The organism is Undibacterium sp. Di27W (assembly GCF_049340345.1).
GTDB lineage: Bacteria > Pseudomonadota > Gammaproteobacteria > Burkholderiales > Burkholderiaceae_D > Undibacterium.
Window position 1 is genome coordinate 255,850 of sequence record NZ_JBMPOS010000008.1, and the last position, 19,362, is coordinate 275,211.

At 51.7% G+C, this 19,362-nt stretch carries 17 protein-coding genes; 16 read left to right on the forward strand and 1 reads right to left on the reverse strand.

What is annotated here, in order from left to right:
* Positions 1 to 550: 550 nt before the first annotated feature.
* The 15 genes from rfbB to ACO0LF_RS17880 all read left to right on the forward strand — a co-directional run bounded on the left by rfbB (position 551) and on the right by ACO0LF_RS17880 (position 16,470).
* Positions 551 to 1,618 carry a dTDP-glucose 4,6-dehydratase gene (gene rfbB / locus ACO0LF_RS17810; RefSeq protein WP_423016336.1) on the forward strand — a complete coding sequence of 356 codons (1,068 nt, stop codon included), beginning with the start codon at positions 551 to 553 and terminating at the stop codon, positions 1,616 to 1,618.
* Positions 1,615 to 2,532 carry a glucose-1-phosphate thymidylyltransferase RfbA gene (rfbA, locus tag ACO0LF_RS17815; protein ID WP_423016338.1) on the forward strand — a complete coding sequence of 306 codons (918 nt, stop codon included), beginning with the start codon at positions 1,615 to 1,617 and terminating at the stop codon, positions 2,530 to 2,532. The genes rfbB and rfbA overlap by 4 nt, the downstream gene beginning before the upstream one ends.
* A gap of 3 nt (positions 2,533 to 2,535) precedes the next feature.
* A complete protein-coding gene (gene rfbC / locus ACO0LF_RS17820) occupies positions 2,536 to 3,081 on the forward strand; it encodes a dTDP-4-dehydrorhamnose 3,5-epimerase (RefSeq protein ID WP_423016340.1) in 546 nt (181 codons plus the stop codon).
* Entirely contained in the window at positions 3,078 to 4,019 is a 942-nt protein-coding gene (gene rfbD / locus ACO0LF_RS17825) for a dTDP-4-dehydrorhamnose reductase (protein WP_423016342.1), read from the forward strand. Before rfbC ends, rfbD begins: the two co-directional genes overlap by 4 nt.
* A 4-nt stretch (positions 4,020 to 4,023) precedes the next feature.
* Positions 4,024 to 4,434, forward strand: a complete 411-nt coding sequence (locus tag ACO0LF_RS17830) for a sugar 3,4-ketoisomerase (protein ID WP_423016344.1) — start codon at positions 4,024 to 4,026, stop codon at positions 4,432 to 4,434.
* 142 nt (positions 4,435 to 4,576) lie between these two features.
* The gene (locus tag ACO0LF_RS17835; RefSeq protein WP_423016346.1) at positions 4,577 to 5,710 is read left to right on the forward strand and encodes a DegT/DnrJ/EryC1/StrS family aminotransferase; all 1,134 of its coding nucleotides are present in this window, start codon (positions 4,577 to 4,579) and stop codon (positions 5,708 to 5,710) included.
* A 2-nt stretch (positions 5,711 to 5,712) separates the two neighbouring features.
* Complete coding sequence (locus tag ACO0LF_RS17840) at positions 5,713 to 6,960, forward strand: O-antigen translocase (RefSeq protein ID WP_423016348.1); 1,248 nt, start codon at positions 5,713 to 5,715, stop codon at positions 6,958 to 6,960.
* The gene (locus ACO0LF_RS17845; protein ID WP_423016350.1) at positions 6,947 to 8,407 is read left to right on the forward strand and encodes a hypothetical protein; all 1,461 of its coding nucleotides are present in this window, start codon (positions 6,947 to 6,949) and stop codon (positions 8,405 to 8,407) included. The genes ACO0LF_RS17840 and ACO0LF_RS17845 overlap by 14 nt, the downstream gene beginning before the upstream one ends.
* A gap of 92 nt (positions 8,408 to 8,499) precedes the next feature.
* Complete coding sequence (locus ACO0LF_RS17850; protein ID WP_423016352.1) at positions 8,500 to 9,291, forward strand: hypothetical protein; 792 nt, start codon at positions 8,500 to 8,502, stop codon at positions 9,289 to 9,291.
* 3 nt (positions 9,292 to 9,294) lie between these two features.
* Positions 9,295 to 10,251, forward strand: a complete 957-nt coding sequence (locus ACO0LF_RS17855; protein ID WP_423016354.1) for a UDP-glucose 4-epimerase family protein — start codon at positions 9,295 to 9,297, stop codon at positions 10,249 to 10,251.
* 10 nt (positions 10,252 to 10,261) lie between these two features.
* The gene (locus ACO0LF_RS17860; RefSeq protein WP_423016356.1) at positions 10,262 to 10,825 is read left to right on the forward strand and encodes a sugar transferase; all 564 of its coding nucleotides are present in this window, start codon (positions 10,262 to 10,264) and stop codon (positions 10,823 to 10,825) included.
* An 18-nt stretch (positions 10,826 to 10,843) separates the two neighbouring features.
* Entirely contained in the window at positions 10,844 to 12,799 is a 1,956-nt protein-coding gene (locus ACO0LF_RS17865; RefSeq protein WP_423016403.1) for a polysaccharide biosynthesis protein, read from the forward strand.
* Between the two features lie 25 nt (positions 12,800 to 12,824).
* Complete coding sequence (locus ACO0LF_RS17870) at positions 12,825 to 14,201, forward strand: phosphomannomutase/phosphoglucomutase (protein ID WP_423016358.1); 1,377 nt, start codon at positions 12,825 to 12,827, stop codon at positions 14,199 to 14,201.
* A 179-nt stretch (positions 14,202 to 14,380) separates the two neighbouring features.
* On the forward strand, positions 14,381 to 15,376 hold the full coding sequence (waaC, locus tag ACO0LF_RS17875) for a lipopolysaccharide heptosyltransferase I (protein ID WP_423016360.1): 996 nt from the start codon (positions 14,381 to 14,383) through the stop codon (positions 15,374 to 15,376).
* A gap of 266 nt (positions 15,377 to 15,642) precedes the next feature.
* Complete coding sequence (locus ACO0LF_RS17880) at positions 15,643 to 16,470, forward strand: AraC family transcriptional regulator (protein WP_423016362.1); 828 nt, start codon at positions 15,643 to 15,645, stop codon at positions 16,468 to 16,470.
* A 21-nt stretch (positions 16,471 to 16,491) separates the two neighbouring features.
* Here the strand turns inward: ACO0LF_RS17880 and ACO0LF_RS17885 are convergent, their stop codons facing one another.
* Positions 16,492 to 17,484, reverse strand: a complete 993-nt coding sequence (locus tag ACO0LF_RS17885; protein ID WP_423016364.1) for a proline dehydrogenase family protein — start codon at positions 17,482 to 17,484, stop codon at positions 16,492 to 16,494.
* Positions 17,485 to 17,762: 278 nt separating this feature from the next.
* Between ACO0LF_RS17885 and ACO0LF_RS17890 the strand changes: the two genes are divergently transcribed.
* Positions 17,763 to 19,313, forward strand: a complete 1,551-nt coding sequence (locus ACO0LF_RS17890) for a dienelactone hydrolase family protein (protein ID WP_423016366.1) — start codon at positions 17,763 to 17,765, stop codon at positions 19,311 to 19,313.
* The last annotated feature ends 49 nt before the right edge of the window (positions 19,314 to 19,362 follow it).

A 19,362-nucleotide genomic window follows, 5' to 3' on the forward strand; every position in this document is an offset into this window, starting at 1 on the left:
GATTACAATCTGTAGCGAGCGAGCGTCAGCGGGGATGAAGGTAACAAAACGCAGCGCAAAAAGCGGAATGTACTCCAGTACATGAGCACTTTGAGCAGCGCATGACCCCCGATCACGCTTGCGCAATAAGATTGTAAGCAGCTTCTAAGATGAATGCCTATGGAGCTCAAGCCATGAAACTCTCTGTCATCTCCCTGCTGTTACTGGCCTACACCGTTGCCACGGTGGCCTGGATATGTTTATCTCAATACAATCCCCTTTCTTCGTAATAGCATAGAAGATTGGCAAGACTGACTTGCATTACTTGCAATGTCACCGCAATATCACTTCGCTGTCGCTCTATTGCGCCATACATTCATACCAGGCAATAGTCTGAAACATTTGCCATAAAATTGCTAAAACACATTAAATAAACACATAGTTTAGCAAGCCCCTTCAACGAAACTGCCCTCATCTCAAGTAAAATCGCCTGTTGCGAGCAATTTGACGCTCATCAGCATATATTTAACGCATATTCAACGTATATCAGCGATACATACAGGAGTGAGGAATGATTTTTGTCACAGGCGGCGCGGGATTTATCGGTGCCAATTTTGTTCTGGACTGGCTGGCCCAGTCGGATGAGTCTGTCCTCAATTATGACAAACTGACTTACGCGGGCAATTTGAATAACCTGGCCAGCCTGAACAATGATGCGCGCCATGTCTTTGTCAAAGGCGACATCAATGACAGTGCCCATTTGTGTGGCTTGTTTTTTGAATATCAACCCAGGGCCATCGTCCATTTTGCGGCTGAAAGTCATGTAGACCGTTCCATCCTTGGTCCGGCCGCCTTTGTCACGACCAATGTGAATGGCACTTTCAGCCTGCTGGAAGCAGCACGCACTTACTGGCAAAGCCTGGAAGGTGAGGCTAAAGAGAATTTCCGCTTCCTGCATATCTCCACCGATGAAGTCTATGGCACGCTGGCAGCAGATGATGCGGCCTTCAGCGAAACCACGGCCTACGCACCAAACAGCCCTTATTCTGCGACCAAGGCAGCATCTGATCATCTGGTGCGCGCTTACCACCATACTTATGGCTTGCCGGTGCTGACGACCAATTGTTCCAACAATTACGGTCCTTACCATTTCCCTGAAAAGCTCATCCCCCTGATGATCACCAATGCCCGCGCAGGCAAAGACTTGCCTGTCTATGGCGATGGTCTGCAAGTGCGCGACTGGTTGTATGTCAAGGACCATTGCTCGGCCATACGCCGGGTACTGGAAGCTGGCAGGCTGGGGGAAACTTACAATGTAGGTGGCTGGAATGAGCAAACCAATCTGAGTGTCGTGCACACCCTGTGTGAACTACTGGATGAATTGCAGCCCAAGGCCCAGGGCAGCTACAAAGACCAGATCAAACATATCACCGACAGGCCCGGCCATGATCGCCGCTATGCCATAGATGCCCGCAAGATAGAAAAAGAACTGGGCTGGAAGCCGCAAGAGACTTTCACTACTGGCCTCAGAAAGACTGTGGAATGGTATCTGGCCAACGATGAATGGACCAAGCAGGTGCAGTCTGGTGAATACCTGAAATGGGTAGCACTGCAATATGATGATGAGGAAGAAGCATGAGCAGTCATGTCAGTAAAAGCATGAACAATACATCCGCACGCAAGGGCATCATCCTGGCAGGTGGCTCAGGAACGCGCCTGTATCCTGTCACTCAGGCTATCTCCAAACAATTGCTGCCTGTGTATGACAAGCCCATGATTTATTACCCGCTGACCTCACTGATGCTGGCGGGGATACGCGATATCCTCATCATTTCCACGCCACAGGATACGCCGCGTTTTGCCGAACTGCTGGGCAATGGTAATCAATGGGGCATACAAATCACTTATGCAGTACAACCCTCGCCTGATGGTCTGGCGCAGGCCTTTATCATAGGCCGTGAATTTGTCGGCAATGCCAATACGGCGCTGATACTGGGTGACAATATTTATTACGGCAATGATTTTGAATCGCAATTGCGCCAGGCGGATGCGCAGCAGCAAGGTGCAACGGTATTTGCCTATCATGTGCAAGATCCAGAGCGCTATGGCGTCGTTGAATTTGATGATAAACGCCATGCCATCAGCATAGAAGAAAAACCGCAGCAGCCAAAATCCAATTATGCCGTTACTGGTCTGTATTTCTATGACAATACGGTTTGCGATATCGCTGCCAATATCAAACCGTCTGCACGCGGCGAACTGGAAATCACCGATGTCAATAATGAATACCTGAAGCAGGGCAAACTGAATGTGCAATTGATGGGCAGGGGTATGGCCTGGCTCGATACCGGCACTCACGAATCCCTGCTGGAAGCTGGTCAGTTCATCGCCACCATAGAGAAACGCCAGGGATTGAAAGTTGCCTGCCCTGAAGAAATTGCTTACCGCCGCCATTACATCAGTGATGCCGAGCTGGAAAAACTGGCCCAGCCACTCAAGAAAAATGAGTACGGCCAATATTTATTGCAACTACTGAACAAGAAAGCGTATTGATTGATGAAAGTGATAGAAACCGGATTGCCGGATGTCCTGCTGCTGGAGCCCAGGGTCTTTGGTGATGATCGTGGCTTTTTTTATGAAAGCTTCAATGCCAGGACCTTTGCTAAACTGACGGGTGTCACCACGGCTTTTGTGCAGGACAATCACTCCAAATCCGCAAAAAATGTCTTGCGTGGCTTGCATTATCAGATACAGCAAAGCCAGGGAAAACTGGTGCGCGTCACTGCCGGTGAAGTGTTTGATGTGGTCGTTGATTTGCGTAAATCTTCCCCCAGCTTTGGCAAGGTCACAGCAGAGATTTTATCGGCAGAAAACAAGCGCCAGTTATGGATACCGCCGGGCTTTGCCCACGGCTTCCTGGTCATGAGCGAGAGTGCAGAGTTCTTGTACAAGACCACCGATTACTGGGCACCTGAACATGAGCGCTGTCTATTATGGAATGACCCCGCACTGGGCATAGACTGGCCTTTGACGGCGACACCTTTGCTGTCAGCAAAAGACGCACTCGGCAAACCCCTGGTTGAAGCTGAGGTCTTTGCATGAGGATATTATTGACAGGCACGAGTGGGCAACTGGGCCATGCCCTCCTGCCTCACTTACCACGCTTGTCTGCAACAGCGATCGTGCATGCGCCGCAAAGAGCAGAACTGGATTTGAGCAATGCCGCGCAATTGCGACTGTGCATCGCTGACTTCAAACCTGACCTGATCATCAATCCGGCGGCCTATACAGCGGTCGACCTGGCTGAGAGTGAAGCAGACCAGGCGCATGCCATCAATGCCATCGCCCCTGCCATCATGGCAGAAGAAGCACGCAAACTGGGCGCTGGCCTCATTCATTACTCTACAGATTATGTGTATGCCGGTGACAAGGCAGATGCCGAAGCTAACTGGCAAGCCTATGTAGAAACCGATGCTACGGGCCCCTTGAATGTGTATGGTAAAACCAAACTGGCTGGCGAACAGGCCATCATCGCCAGTGGCTGTCAGCATCTGATCTTGCGCACCAGCTGGGTGTATTCAAACTTTGGCAAGAATTTTTTCCTGACCATGCTGAAACTGGCGCGTGAACGCGATCAGTTGCGCGTCGTGAATGACCAGTGGGGCACGCCTAATTCGGCGGACTGGCTGGCTGCTGCTACATGCGAGATACTGGCACAATTGCAGCAAGCACAGGATCAATCAAACTGGTGGCAAGAATGTGGCGGCGTATATCATCTGAGTGCGGGCGGCAAAACCAATTGGTCAGCATTTGCCTCACGCATCATTGCACTGGCCGACGAGAAAGGCTTGCTGGGCAAGCCTGCGCCTGCCATCACGGGCATACCCGGCAGTGAATATCCCACTGCTGCGGCCAGGCCACATAATTCATTACTGAATACCCAAAAAATCAGCGACAAGTTCAAACTGAACATACCAGACTGGGACAACTGTCTGCAGACTTGTCTGCACTCCATGGTCAGCCCACACTACAAGGCGTAAGCAATTGAATATACATACAAAAACCTTGCGCATCAGGGGTGATGAACGCGGTAGCCTGATTGCGCTGGAAGCAGAGCAGGACATCCCTTTTGCCATTGCCAGGGTGTACTATATTTTTGGCACCAAGCAAGGTGTGGAACGCGGTTTTCATGCTCACAAGGCCTTGCAGCAAGTGGCTGTTGCGGTGCGTGGCTCTTGCACCATGCTGTTTGATGATGGCCATGAAAAAACCGAGATCGTGCTGGATGCGCCAGATAAAGGCGTCTATATCGGTCCGAAGATCTGGCGCGAAATGAATAACTTCAGTGAAGACTGCGTGCTGCTGGTATTTGCTGACCAGCATTATGACGAGGCAGATTATTTGCGCAACTATGATGAGTTTTTGGCTTATTTGCGTGCAACAGAAAAACCCTAAGTCATCATTTGCAGGAAAAAACCTCTCACCACAGAGACACTGAGACACGGAGACGCAGAGGCACAGAGAAAACCAAGAGAAGAACTTAAAACGGTTTTTGATTGTGTCTTGGTGTCATCCTTCTTTTGAACGAATGGATAACATGAAATCTTTCCCCTATCTGGAGCTCAAACCTCAGCACCAGGATTTGCGCGCTGAGTTGAATCAGGCTTTTAATGAAGTCGTGGATAGTGGCTGGTTCATACAGGGCCAGCAACTGGAAGCCTTTGAAGCGGAATATGCTGCTTATTGTGGCAGCCAGCATTGTGTAGGTGTAGGCAATGGTCTGGATGCCCTGCATCTGATCTTACGTGCCTATGGCATAGGTGCGGGTGATGAAGTTATCGTGCCTTCAAATACCTATATCGCCAGTTGGCTGGCGGTGTCGTATGCGGGTGCAACGCCGGTGGCAGTGGAGCCGGATTTGCCTACTTATAATATTGACCCGGCAAAAATCGCCGCTGCCATTACGCCCAGGACCAGGGCCATCATGGTGGTGCATCTGTATGGACAAATCGCGGACATGGACCCGATTATCGCCATTGCCCGTGAACATGGTTTGAAAGTCATAGAAGATGCAGCGCAATCGCATGGGGCAAAATACAAGGGCCGTATCTCTGGCAGTATAGGCGATGCTGCTTCGCACAGTTTTTATCCTGGCAAAAACCTCGGTGCGCTGGGAGATGCTGGTGCCATCACGACCAATGATGCAGAGCTGGCCAGGCAGTTAACATCATTGCGCAATTATGGTTCACACGTCAAATATCATAATGAAGTCAAGGGTTATAACTCACGTCTGGATGAATTGCAGGCCGCGCTGTTAAGAGTCAAACTGCACAGGCTCGATGGCTGGAATGTACAGCGCCGTGCGCTGGCACAGCAATATCATGAGGGTTTGAAAGACTTGCCTGGTCTGGTCATACCCTTTGTGCCAGACTGGTCTGAACCGGTATGGCATATCTATGCTGTACGCCATGCCCAGCGCGATGCACTGCAAAAACATTTGCAGCAGGCTGGCATAGGCACCATGGTGCACTATCCTATCCCGCCACATCTGCAAGGCGCTTATGCTGAAATGCAACTGGGAGTGGGCAGCTTCCCGCTGTCTGAGCAAATCCATGCAGAAGAACTGAGCCTGCCACTAGACCCCTATCTGGCGCCTGAAGATGTCAGCCGCGTCATTGCTGCCGTGCGCGATTTCGTCCTGCAAGCTGGCTCAGCTGCCTCAGCGCCCTGACAATGACACTGGTACGTACCAGCCTGTTAAATGCGATTGCAGTCATGGTCAGAATGCTGACCATGCTGGGCTTGAACAAACTGCTGGCGGTGTATGTGGGGCCAGGCGGCTATGCCGTCATAGGCCAGTTCCAGAATGCCGTGACCATGATACTGTCCTTTGCCAGTGGCGCGATTTCCACTGGCGTGACCAAGTACACAGCCGAGCATGGTGATGATGTCGCAGCCCAGCAAAAAGTCTGGGCCAGTGCGGCACGTATCTCGCTTTACTGCTCACTGGCAGCGTCGGCTGTCATTGCCGTATTTCATCAGCAACTGGCCGTATTGCTATTAAAAGATGCGCAGTATGGCAGTGTGTTTTTATGGCTGGCTGCCAGCCTGGTGTTGTTTGTGTTGAATACGCTGTTGCTGGCGATTTTGAATGGCAAGAAAGCAGTGGCTGTCTATGTAGCGGCCAATATTGCCACCAGCATCGTCACTCTGCTGGCGACCTGGGGGCTGGCCAGCGTCTGGGGTCTGTATGGTGCACTGGTGGCACTGGCAGTGAACCAGTCTTTCGTCGCCATTATCACCCTGGTGCTATGCCTGCGCAGCAAATGGTTTAGCCTGGGCATGCTGTTTGCGAAAGCAGATGCAGGCATGTTGCGCAAACTGGGCGCTTATGCCCTGATGGCCATGGTCACTGCCACTGTCGTACCCTTGTCGCAAATGCTGATACGCGATCATCTGGTACAGAATTTTGGCTGGCAACAAGCTGGTTACTGGCAGGCAGTGACACGCATCAGTGATATTTATCTGATGCTGATCACCACCACGCTAACCGTGTATTACCTGCCACGCCTGGCAGAAATCAAGGCAGCAGCAGAGCTCAAAAAAGAAATCGCCAGGGTATATCGCTTCGTTTTGCCTTTGACGGCGCTGGGTGCAGTCATGGTGTATCTCTTGCGTGATCTCATGCTGTGGCTGGTATTCACTGAAGAATTTCGCCCCATGTTGCAGCTATTGATATGGCAACTGGTCGGGGATTTTATCAAGATAGGCAGCTGGGTACTGGGGTTTGTCTTGCTGGGCCGCGCCTTGACCAGGCCATATGTAATTACCGAGATCGTCTTCAGCCTGTCACTGGTAGTACTGACTTATCTGCTGACCCCGGCATTTGGCTTGCAGGGTGCGGTGATTGCTTTTAGCATTAACTATGTATTGTATTGGGCATGTATCGCCTGGATTTTGAAAAAATATGCCTACCGCTAAATTTGGCTTGTTCATACAAAATTGCCTGGACCGCGTGCTGGCGGCTGCTGAGCTGGATGCTTGCGTGCGGCGCGCCCGCGCCCTGGGTGAGTTGTTATGGAAAAATGATATGGGCCAGTATGCCTTGCCTGTGCTTGAGCAAGCCCTGTTGCAGCGCTACCAGCATCTATTCAAAGTCCCTGCGCCACGAAATAGCACGGCAACTTATCTGCATGTCCTGAGCCAGGCCTATACCAGCAGTGGCCATACCCGCGTGGTTGAACACTTGATTGCCAGCCAGGCCTTGCAGGATTCTGCAGTACTGGTTACAGAAAAAGCACCGACTGAGACTTGGGCAAAACTCAGTACCCCCAGCCAGCCCTGTATTTGCCTGCCCAAGTTCAGTAGCAAGCAAGAAAAGATACAGGCTTTGCTGGAGCATTTTGCTTCATACAAAATCCTGGTCTTACATATCCACCCGTATGACATAGAAGCTGTCATTGCCGCTGGCCTGGCCAGGCAATTGTGTGGCACGCGTATCTATATGTATAACCATGCTGACCATGTATTTTCTTATGGCCATGGCATGGCCGATGTCGTACTGGAGCTCAGTTATTATGGCTGGGAACTCAGCAAGCTGCGCGGCAGTCACGACAAATGTGTGTTTGCCGGCATTCCACTGATGTTGCCTGACAACAACGCTGAACGGCCAGAAAATAGTACGGGCCATATCGCCAGTGCGGGCTCTGCCTACAAATTCAAACCAGGGGGCAGTTATTCCTTTCCTGATTTTGCAGTAAGCCTGCAAGCCAGGACGGGGCGCAAGCTTATGCTGATAGGCCCCAACCTGAAAACCAACTGGTGGTGGTGGAAGCCTGCCCGGCAAATGGGCAAGCAAGCGATTTTTCATCAACGCATGGCCTATCAGGATTATCTGGTCTGCATGCGCGATGCCAGTGTGTATGTCGATAGCTTCCCACTGACGGGTGGCACGGCTTTCCCGGAAATGGCGATCAAAGGTCTGCCCTGCTTTGGCATTTTGACAGGCGCGCATGGTTATTCACCGGCGGATCAATTCAAATCAGCCAGCCAGGCTGCCTTGCTGGAAGATATGGTCTATTATCTTGGGCAAAAGCCGCAAGAACAACAACAGCAGCAGCGACCGCAGCAAAGACGGCGTCCAGGCATAGAGCAGGCTGCTATCCTGCAAGAAATCAGGGAAGTACATGGTATAGAGCAGGTGGCAAGCCGTATCAGCCAGGCTGAAATGGCAAGTACACAAGAAAAACAACCACCCTGGCATAATCCGGCATCAATAAACTGCGATTTCTATGAGAAAATCTGGTACACAAGGAAATTGTTCGCACCGCCCATCCATAATTTCCCTGACTGGAAACTGGGCGTATTATTTTTAAAATATTGGATACAAAGCCGCCAGCTTAATCGCCAGGCAAAATTGCTTGCTTAGTTGCTTGCTAAGTTGCTTGCTTAGTTGCTTGCTTAATTGCTAGCCTAATTGCCAGCTTAGTTGTCAGATTAATGCAGCATCACTTAGCTACTATGATACATGTCGCAATCGTCAGTCACGGCCATGAAAATCTGCTTATTGAAAGCGGCATGGGCGGCTTGCGCGATGCAGCAACAGGCATGCACGTGTGGATCAAGGACAACCGGCCTTCGCCGGACCTGAAAGCCTATTGCCTGCAGCATGGTATTTCCTATACCGACGACAAGCCAGGGCTGGGTTTTGGCGAAAACAATAATTACCTGTTTGACCTGATCAGCAATAGCGTGGGTTTTGCCGAGGGTGACAGCTTCATCGTCATGAACCCGGACATCACCATCAGTGCCGCCACCATCACTGCCCTGGTCGAGAATATGCAGCGCGATGCCTTCCCGCTTGCCACTATCAATCTCTACCGTGACGAGCAGCATTTGCATATAGATGCCAATATACGCCGCTTCCCGAATGCCATCTCCTTGCTGCGCATGGTTGCGGTGCGTTCACTGTCTGAGCCTTACGACAAACAAAACATGACAGAAACCTGCCATGTAGATTGGGCCTCAGGTGCCTTCCTGGCCTTTGATGCGCGCCATTATCGTGCACTGCAGGGCTTTGATACCCGTTATTTCATGTATTTTGAAGATGTGGATATCTGCTACCGTTCCCGACAATTGCTGGGCAAGGGGGTAAGGTTTTATCCACAACTGCATGCCACCCATACGGCCGCCCACAAAAACCGCAACCTGGTATCACGCCACGCCAGCTGGTTTTTCCGCAGTTTTTTGAAATTTCTGTCACGCCGCTATTTTGTCTATGACAGGCGGTCGAATCTGCCTGTCCCTAAATAAAGTATGAAACAAGCAATCTTGTTGACTGGTGCCAGCGGCTTTGTCGGCCAAGCTCTTGCCCGTGCCTGCCTGGCTGCGGATGCCAGCCTGGTTTGTCCCAGCCGCCGCCCTCTGGGCTGGCAGGCTGCAGAAATGCGCAATCCTCTGATGGGGGATATGACGGCTGACACTGACTGGTCGGCCCATCTGCAAAGTGTGGACATCGTCATTCATAGTGCAGCACGGGTGCATGTCATGCAAGAGACCGCCAGCGATCCTCTGGCACAATTTCGCGCCGTGAATGTAGACGCCAGCCTGCAACTGGCGCGCCAGGCGGCAACGGCTGGAGTAAAACAATTTATTTATCTGAGTTCAGTCAAGGTGAATGGTGAAGCCACCACAGTTGCTCACCCCTACACTGCCGACGATCAAGCCATGCCGCAAGATGCCTATGGCATTTCCAAGCAGGAAGCCGAGCAAGCGCTGCTGCAACTGGCAACAGAAACCAGTATGGTGGTGACCATCATACGCCCACCCCTGGTCTACGGACCGGGCGTCAAAGCCAATTTCCTGAGCATGTTGCGCGGGGTGCGTCGTGGCCTGCCCCTGCCACTGGGCAGCATACACAATCAGCGCAGTCTGGTGTATCTGGGTAACCTGGTCGATCTCATCCTGCATTGCCGTTTGCATCCGGCGGCCCGCAACCAGATCTTCCTGGCATCGGATGGCAGGGACTTATCGACGACAGAATTATTTCGCCTGTGCGCGCAAGCCTTGCAGGTGAAATCCAGGCTGTTTCCTTTTCCGGCCAGCTTATTGACACTCGCTGCCAGCATACTGGGTAAGAAAAGTGTCGCTGAGCGCTTATGCCAGTCATTGCAAGTCGATATCAGCAAGACCAGGGAGCTATTAGCCTGGTCGCCTCCTTATACTGTAGAACAAGGCTTGCAAGCCACAGCAGCAGCACTACCCTCTGAATGAATATGTGATTATGTTAAAGCGTCTTTTCGATCTCCTCCTTGCCCTGACGGCCAGCCTGTTCCTCATCCTGCCTTTGATCATCGTCGCCATCTGCGTCAAGCTGACTTCCCGCGGCCCTATCGTCTACTGGTCAGATCGGGTCGGGCGCAATAATGCTATCTTCAAGATGCCCAAGTTTCGCAGCATGCTCATCGATACGCCCGCCGTTGCCACGCACTTGTTGACTAATCCTGATCAATACCTGACGCCCATAGGTTCTTTCCTGCGCAAATCCAGCCTCGATGAATTGCCGCAATTGTGGAGCATACTCAATGGTGATATGAGTTTTGTCGGCCCCCGCCCTGCCCTCTACAATCAGGATGACCTGATCGCCCTGCGCACGGAAAAGCAAGTACATACTATCTCGCCTGGCTTGACCGGCTGGGCGCAAATCAATGGCAGGGATGAATTACCTATCCCCGTCAAAGTGGACCTGGATGCCTATTACCTGCAGCACCAGTCCTTCATGCTCGATATACGCATCTTGTTCCTGACCTTTTACAAGGTGGTGCGTCGTGATGGTGTTACTCATTAATAAGGGCAGGTTACTATGATGCAATCCCTGCTGAATCTGCCACGCCTGCAAAAACAGCTAGTAGCTGCCCTGGCAGATGCGCTCTTCCTGCCGCTGACTTTCATACTGGCGATCTGGCTGCGCTATGAAACCTTCAATGCCGGTCTGTTCAATCATTACTTCTGGCTCATCATTTCTGTACCTTTGATTGCCATTCCGGTATTCATACGCATAGGTTTGTACCGCGCCGTCATTCGTTTCATCGATCAGAAAATCATCAGCGTGGTCATGATAGGAGTCAGCCTGTCTGTGCTGTTCCTGGCTTTTCTAGCCGTCATGCTGCATATCATGCCTTTGTCACGTGCCGTGTTTGGTTTCTTTTGGGCAGGCTCCATCCTGTATGTAGGTACCAGCCGTTTTCTGGCCAGGGCCTGGTTGCTGCAAGCTGACATGACAGAAAACGCTAGTCGCATAGCCATCTATGGCGCAGGCAAGGCGGGCGCGCAACTGGCAACAGCCCTGCGTGCCGGTGGTGAATATGTTTGCGCGGCCTTCATTGATGACAGCAAATCAGTACAAGGTTCAACCATAGGCGGCGTCAAGGTATACGCCCCTGAACAATTAAAAGACCTGGCCGAACGCCACGATATACGCGAGATTTTGCTGGCCATGCCCAGCATCAGCAAGACCAGACAAAAGCAGATACTCGACCAGCTTGAACCCCTGAAGTTAAAGATCAAGGTCACGCCATCAATACAAAGCCTGGTGAATGGCGAATTGCGCCTGCAGGATATACGCGAAGTCGAGATAGAAGATTTGCTGGGACGCGACCAGGTAGCACCAGATGCCCGCCTGCTGAGTATCTGCATCACTGGCAAGCGTGTCATGGTGACGGGGGCTGGTGGCTCGATAGGTTCTGAGCTATGCCGCCAGATCCTGCGCCAGCGCCCGGCCAAACTGGTCTTGCTGGAAATGTCTGAATACGCCCTGTATGCCATAGAACAGGAATTAACTGGCCTGCGCCAGCAATTGAACCTGGATGTAGAAATCCTGCCCTTCCTCGGTTCCATACTCGACAGCGCCAAGCTCGATCGCATCTTCACTACCTGTGAAGTTGAGACCCTGTACCATGCTGCGGCCTACAAGCATGTACCGCTGGTAGAACATAATCCGGCAGAAGGCATACGCAATAATGTGTTTGGTACGCTATCCGTCGCGCAAGCTGCCATGGCAGCAAAGGTCAAGAATTTTGTGCTGATTTCTACCGACAAGGCGGTGCGCCCTACCAATGTCATGGGTGCCACCAAGCGTCTGGCAGAACTGATCTTGCAAGCCTGCTCACGCCGCCAGCAGCATACGCGTTTTTGCATGGTGCGTTTTGGCAATGTGCTGGGTTCCTCCGGCTCGGTCGTGCCGCTATTCCGCAAACAGATCATGGCGGGTGGCCCCATCACCCTGACCCATCCCGAGATCACCCGCTATTTCATGACCATACCCGAAGCCGCGCAACTGGTCTTGCAGGCCGGTGCCATGGGAGAAGGCGGCGACGTGTTTGTACTCGACATGGGCGAGCCCGTGCGCATCATTGACCTCGCGCGCCGCATGGTGCACCTGAGTGGTCTCGAAGTGAAAAGTGAAACCACGCCAGATGGCAGCATAGAAATCCAGCACGTAGGCTTGCGCCCCGGTGAAAAGCTGTATGAAGAATTGCTGATCGGTGACAATGTAGAAGGTACCTCGCACCCGCTGATCATGCGTGCCCAGGAAAATGAACTGCCATGGGATCAACTCCATACCCTGTTACAGGAATTAAATGCTGCCTGCACCGCCTTTGATTATGCGCAAATCCGCGCCCTGCTGCTGCAAATAGTGGCAGAATATGAACCACAATGCGGTATTGAAGACCTGATCTGGCAAGCCCAGCAAGTTGGCGCTGACAAGCAAGCCACAGAGGCCAAAGAAGCCAAAGAAGCGAACACAGGCCTGCTCCACTGAATCTTTTTAATATAGAAAAATAATTATGTCCTTACTTTCCCCCAGCATATTCAAAGCCTACGATATTCGCGGCATCATCGATAAAACCCTGGATGCCGAAGTTGCCCACCTGATAGGCCAGGCTTTCGGCAGCGCCGCCATCGCCAAGGGCGAAAAAGCCGTGGTCATAGGCCGCGATGGCCGCTTGTCCGGCCCTGATCTCATTACTGCGCTGGCCAAGGGCCTGCAATCGACTGGTATTGACGTCATCGACCTGGGAGTGGTCGTCACCCCCATGGTCTATTTTGGTACCAATGTACTGGGTGCCACGTCCGGCATCATGGTCACCGGCAGCCACAACCCGCCTGACTACAATGGTTTCAAAATGGTGCTGGCTGGAGAAGCAATTTATGGCGATGCCATACAAGCCTTGTACCAAACTATCCTGAACAAGGATTTCAAACAAGGCAGTGGCAATTACCGCACACATGACATCAAGGCGACTTATCTTGAGCGCATTATCGGTGATGTCAAAGTCGCGCGCCCACTGAAAATTGCCGTTGATTGCGGCAATGGCGTGGCTGGTGCATTTGCCGGTGAGTTGTATCGCGGCATGGGTTGTGAAGTCATAGAATTGTTTTGCGAAGTCGATGGCACTTTCCCCAACCACCATCCTGATCCAGCGCACCCGGAAAACCTGCAAGACCTGATACGCTGCCTGCAAACTACGGATGCAGAAATAGGCCTGGCATTTGATGGTGATGGCGACCGTCTTGGTGTTGTCACCAAGGATGGCCAGATCATCTACCCTGACCGCCAGCTCATGCTGTTTGCCGAAGATGTATTGACACGCAACCCCGGCGCGCAGATTTTGTATGACGTCAAATGTACACGCCACATCGCACCGTGGGTGAAAGCACGCGGCGGTGTCCCGCTGATGTGGAAAACCGGCCATTCCCTGGTCAAGGCCAAGCTGCGCGAAACCGGTTCACCTCTCGGTGGTGAAATGAGCGGCCACGTCTTCTTCAAAGACCGCTGGTATGGTTTTGATGATGGCCTGTATGCTGGCGCACGCTTGCTGGAATTGCTGAGCCGCGTGGCCGACATGACAGCTACGCTGAACAACTTGCCGCAATCGACATCGACTCCAGAACTGCAATTGCAACTGGCCGAAGGCGAAAACTTCAAGATCATCGCCGCCATGCAAGCGAATGCCAGCTTCCCTGGTTCAGATGAAATCATCACCATCGATGGCTTGCGTGTGGAATATCCAGACGGCTTCGGCCTGGCCCGTTCATCCAACACCACCCCCGTCATCGTCATGCGCTTCGAAGCCGAAAACCCCGAAGCACTGACACGCATACAGGGTGCAATGAAGCAGGCTGTGCTGGCTGTTAAGCCAGATGCTGTCTTGCCATATTAATTTTATTCAAACCTAAAACATAAAAGCTCACCACAGAGACACCGAGACACAGAGAAAAACAAGAGAAAATCTTTTAAGCTGAAAGTGTTTGCTAATGACTCTTCACGCCTTTGTTTTTTCTCTGTGCTACCTCTGTGTCTCCGTGTCTCTGTGGTGAGATTTTCGGTCTTACTATCCAAGTGAAAATACTTCTTGTTCGTGTCTCGTCGCTGGGCGATGTTTTGCATAATATGCCCATCGTGGATGACTTGCGTCGCCAGTTTCCGCTGGCGCGTATAGACTGGGTGGTGGAAGAAGCCTATGTGCAACTGGTGCGCCTGAACCCCGGTGTAGACCGGGTCTTCCCCTTCGCCCTGCGCCGCTGGCGCAAGAGTCTGGGGCAGGCGGCAACGCGGCAAGAGATCAAGAATTTCTTTCGCCAATTAAGGCAAGAGCAATATGACCTGGTGCTCGATACCCAGGGTTTGCTGAAAACCGGCATCATCATGGGCCTGGCAAAAACCGTCAAAGGCGGCAAAAAAGTTGGCCTTGCCAATGGCACTGAGGGTTCAGGCTATGAAGGCATTTCCAGAATCTTCCACGACATCAGCGTACCAGTAGACAAGCGCACCCACGCCGTCCTGCGCGGCCGCCTGGTCGCCGCTGCTCCTGGCGGCTATACCGTCAACACCCCCGCCAGCTTTGGCTTGCAGGCACCAGATATACCTGCTGACCAGCGCACCTGGTTACCTTCTACACCGTATGCGGTGTTCTTCCATGGCACGGCAGGTGCAGCCAAGAAATGGCCACGCGATCACTGGCAAGCGATTGCCGCAGAATTAAAAAACTACGAATTACCGATACTACTCCCCTGGGGCAGCGCCGCTGAAAAAGCCGAAGCAGAAGCAATGGCCGCCGTCATGCCAAACGCCACCGTCTTGCCTGCACTCTCCATGCAGGCAGCAACCCTGCTGGCGCAAAAAGCACGTCTCGCCATCGGTGTCGATACCGGCCTGACACATATCGCCGCAGCTTACGAAACCCCAACCATAGAAATCTATTGCGCTTCACCGCGCTGGAAGACTGAAGGAAACTGGTCGGACAAGATTATTAATCTTGGGGATAGTGGGCAACCTGCGACTGTTGACGAGGTTCGCGATGCGATTTGCACACTAATGAGAACAACTGGTGCATAGCAATAGTCCGGCGGTTGAAGATAACCCATACCCTCAGTAACGTCATTCCAGCGTGATTTTAGCTGGAATCCAGCGGCGTTCTTGGCATACTATACGGCAAATTAATTTCAGAGTTGTACTTCACGAACTCGCTTTTCAAATACCTTCATAAGTCATTCAGGCCAGCCGAGGTAGCCCGACAGCTACTCCCTCTAGTATTCGCCAAGATGCCAGGAAAATGCCAGATACGGTAAAATAAAACCCCGCCTGTCTATATACCGCGACCCATGGCATCCCCTTCCAGCCACAGCGCTTCACCCAATTTCTGGCATGACGAAAAGCTGCCTTTTATCGAGATGCGGTCTATCAAGGGCGCACGCAGCATAGGCTATGCGAAGCATTCGCATGAGAGCTTTTCCATCGGCGCAGTTACTGGTGGGAAGAGTACCTACCTCAACGGTAAAATGAAAGAACAGGTAGGTGCTGGGACGGTCGTCATTATCAATCCTGAAGAGATGCACGCCTGCAATCCCGTTGTTGATGAACCCTGGTCTTACCACATGTTGTATGTCGATCATGTATGGTTGGCGGCGCTTCAGCAGGAACTTGGCTTTAGTGCCAATGCTGACTTCAGGCCGTTTTCAACAATATCGACCAATTTCCTGTTTGCGGAATTGACTACCCTAAGTGCAATATTGGCTGATGAACATGCGGATCAATTGCAAAAACATGGCGCTGTCATCGATTTTTTCTCTATGCTGCAAAACCGGCTTGATCCTGCACCCACCAGCAGCAAGGACGCCAACATCAAGCTCATGCGCACGGCAGAATTCATCAAGGAAAACTTCAAGCGTAGCCCCAAGCTTGAAGAAATCTGCGCCGCTGCCGAATTGTCGCCTGCCTATCTGATACGCGCATTCAAGCATCAATTTGGCATGACGCCTCATGCATATCTGATCAATCACCGTATTCAACAGGGCCGCGCCCAGCTCAGGCGCGGCCATGCCATCGCCGACATAGCCGTCGACATAGGATTCTCAGACCAGGCACATTTTCAGCGCGCCTTTAAACAGCATCTGGCAGCAACACCAGGTCAGTATCGGGGTCGCGGATAGACTCATACCGTCATAAGCGAATTAGGATGATACTTCCATCACGTCGATGAGCGCCTGATATAGCCGCACAGGTTCCTCTGCAATGCGGTTGAGTACATAAAGAAAATATTCTTCGCCAAACACTGCATATTCCCGTGTAGTAAAACCGCGCTTCTGCAAGCTATCAAGCAAATCAGTACCAAGACCGATCAGGGATTCAAATTCATAGCGATCGCGACGTATATCCTCACTTGAAATAAAAGCAGATAATTCCTCTTGAATTTGACCATCATGCGTCGCTATCGAACATTGATGGCCACTCGTCAGCAAAGCCTTTGCGTAACGTCGATAGCAGGCTGCCAGTTCAGGACTATCGCGGCTATAAGCAATATTCTCAGCCTCCAGGAATGCCCCCTTGACCAGGCGTATCCGCCCCGGATACGCCATCAGCGCCGGAAGGTCTTGCGCGGTACGATGCAATTTGGCGGGCACGGTAATGCCAACATTGCTGAGACCCGCCTCCGTATGCAAGCGGCCATAAGTGGCGTAAATATTATCAGCACGATCCGATCCCTCCATGGAAATCATGACCTCACGTCCTACCGCTGCTGCGGCTATAGCGATGCGTTTTATATTTTGAAAACCAAGTTCCGCATCAATCACTGATCCCACATGCGACAGGTCCAGGGAAATCGAACAGCGCAAGTTCTGCCTATCGATAGCTGCAATCAATTCAAGGAATATGGCTGTTTCTGCCAGCGCCTTGCCCTCGTCGCGGCAGCTCTCACCCATGTATTCAGCCGATCCGGCATGGCCTCTTGCGTTGATTTGCTCTATGCGCCGCAACAAATCAGGAATGGTCTCGCCAGCGACATAGCGCTTGGCCACGCGTTGCATATAGGGACGTAAGCCGGGATCATAACAAAACCGCGCCTTGGCTTCTTCATCCAGCGCCAATTGACGAAGCCCATTCGCTGCCTGCGCAACCAGTGGTTGCCATGCCACTGGAAATTTTGGCAAACTTGATTCTTTCATGCTTAACTCCGATCGAAAAATGGACAGGAGTCAATGGTGACGGGATATTTCGCCAAAGTATTGAAGAAAACTGCCCTTCGCCCACCTCAAAGCAGAGATGCACAATACCCCCGGTTGGCGCAATGCTGATCGCCACTCCTGTCAACGAATGTCCCCTTGCCCGGTCGACGGACGTCCGCAGACAGCGCATTCATGAAGAAATCATTTAAAATCAGACGTTTATATTTTGGCATATATTATGCTTAACAGCTGGGATCTTCACTTCTACCAGAATACTTATGACACGCTTATTCCTCCTCTTTGCTTTTTTTCATACTGCTTCTGTTTTTGCTGCAGCAGACAGTTTTAGCTTCTCAAACCAGTTTGGACCGCATGCTGTTGGCGTCAAGCTTATCCAGCAATACGATAGGTCACGCCTGTATAAAACAAACGTAGATTTAGCGACTGGCGAAGCCTCCACTGGTGAACTTTCGCGTCCTGTACAAACCCTGGTTTGGTATCCGGCCGTGCGTGGCGGCACGCCCTTAACTTATCGCCAATATCTCGAAACCATTCCTACCGAGGATGATTTCACGCGCAGCGCAGCTGAGGTAAAGCGCATGACGGACGAGCGTATCGAAGGCAATACTGGCATGCGCCGTGACGCACTGCTGCGCGATGTCGCACAATCCATGCAAGCAGTGCGTGATGCCAAGCCAGCAAGCGGTCGCTTCCCCATTGTGATCTACGCACCTGGTTATTCTGGATCGGCTACAGAAAATGCCGACCTGTGCGAATACCTGGCCAGCCAGGGATACATAGTATTATCCAGCGCGTCGCTAGGCGCCCACTCACCAGGGATAGGGATAGACCAGGACGGCGCTGAAACGCAGGCTGCTGACATTTCCTATCTCATAGGCTATGCCAGCACATTGCCACAGGCAGACCAAAGTAAAGTAGCCGTCATCGGCTTTAGCTGGGGTGGACTGTCAAACGTCTACGCTGCGGCGAAAGACGCGCGTATCAAGGCGCTAGTCAGTCTTGATGGCTCTGTACGTTATTTCCCGCAGCTCGTTGATGGCGGCAAGGATGCAGCAAAATATGTAACACCCAAGCAAGTCGCCATACCCATGCTATTCATGGGCGCGCAACCCAAGACCATAGAGACATTGAATAGCAAGAAAAACGGCACTTACTATTCATTCATGAACGAAATGAAGTATTCAGACGTTTATATCATCACGATGTTACCTATGAAGCACACCAACTTTACTTCATTTGCCATGCGCCTTGTACCCCCTCAAGACTTTGGTGATTACACACGCGATGAAATATCGCTGGCCCACAGCTGGACAATGCTTTACACCAGACATTTTCTTGATGCTTATTTAAAGGACGATGCTGCTGGACTCAAGTTCATCAACAATACACCCATCGCGAACAAGGCACCACCACACATGATTATTACCGACATCCGCCGGAAAAAAGATGTCGCACCAGTCACGCAAGAGAATTTCGCACAAAGCCTGGCAAATAAAGGCTTCGATAAGGCCATCCCGGTCTACAGTCAGCTTGTGACGCAAGACGCAACATTTAAACTGGACTCCGATCAGATTTACAGTTGGGGGTTAAAATTGTTCCAATTAAACCGTTTGGAGCAAGCCCGCGAAATCTTCCGTCTTGGCACTCACTTGTATCCAGATCAGGCCTTCCTGCAAGATGGCCTGGCAGAAACACTGGCGAAGGCAGGACAAATACAGGAGGCCATCAAAAGCTATCAGCGTGTTCTTGAACTGGACTCCAAAAATCAAGATGCCATCAAGTATTTAAAAGAACATAAAGCACTATAGGCGCTTTGCCCTACTTATCTGCGTGAGACTTGTCAATGCCCTATCCGGG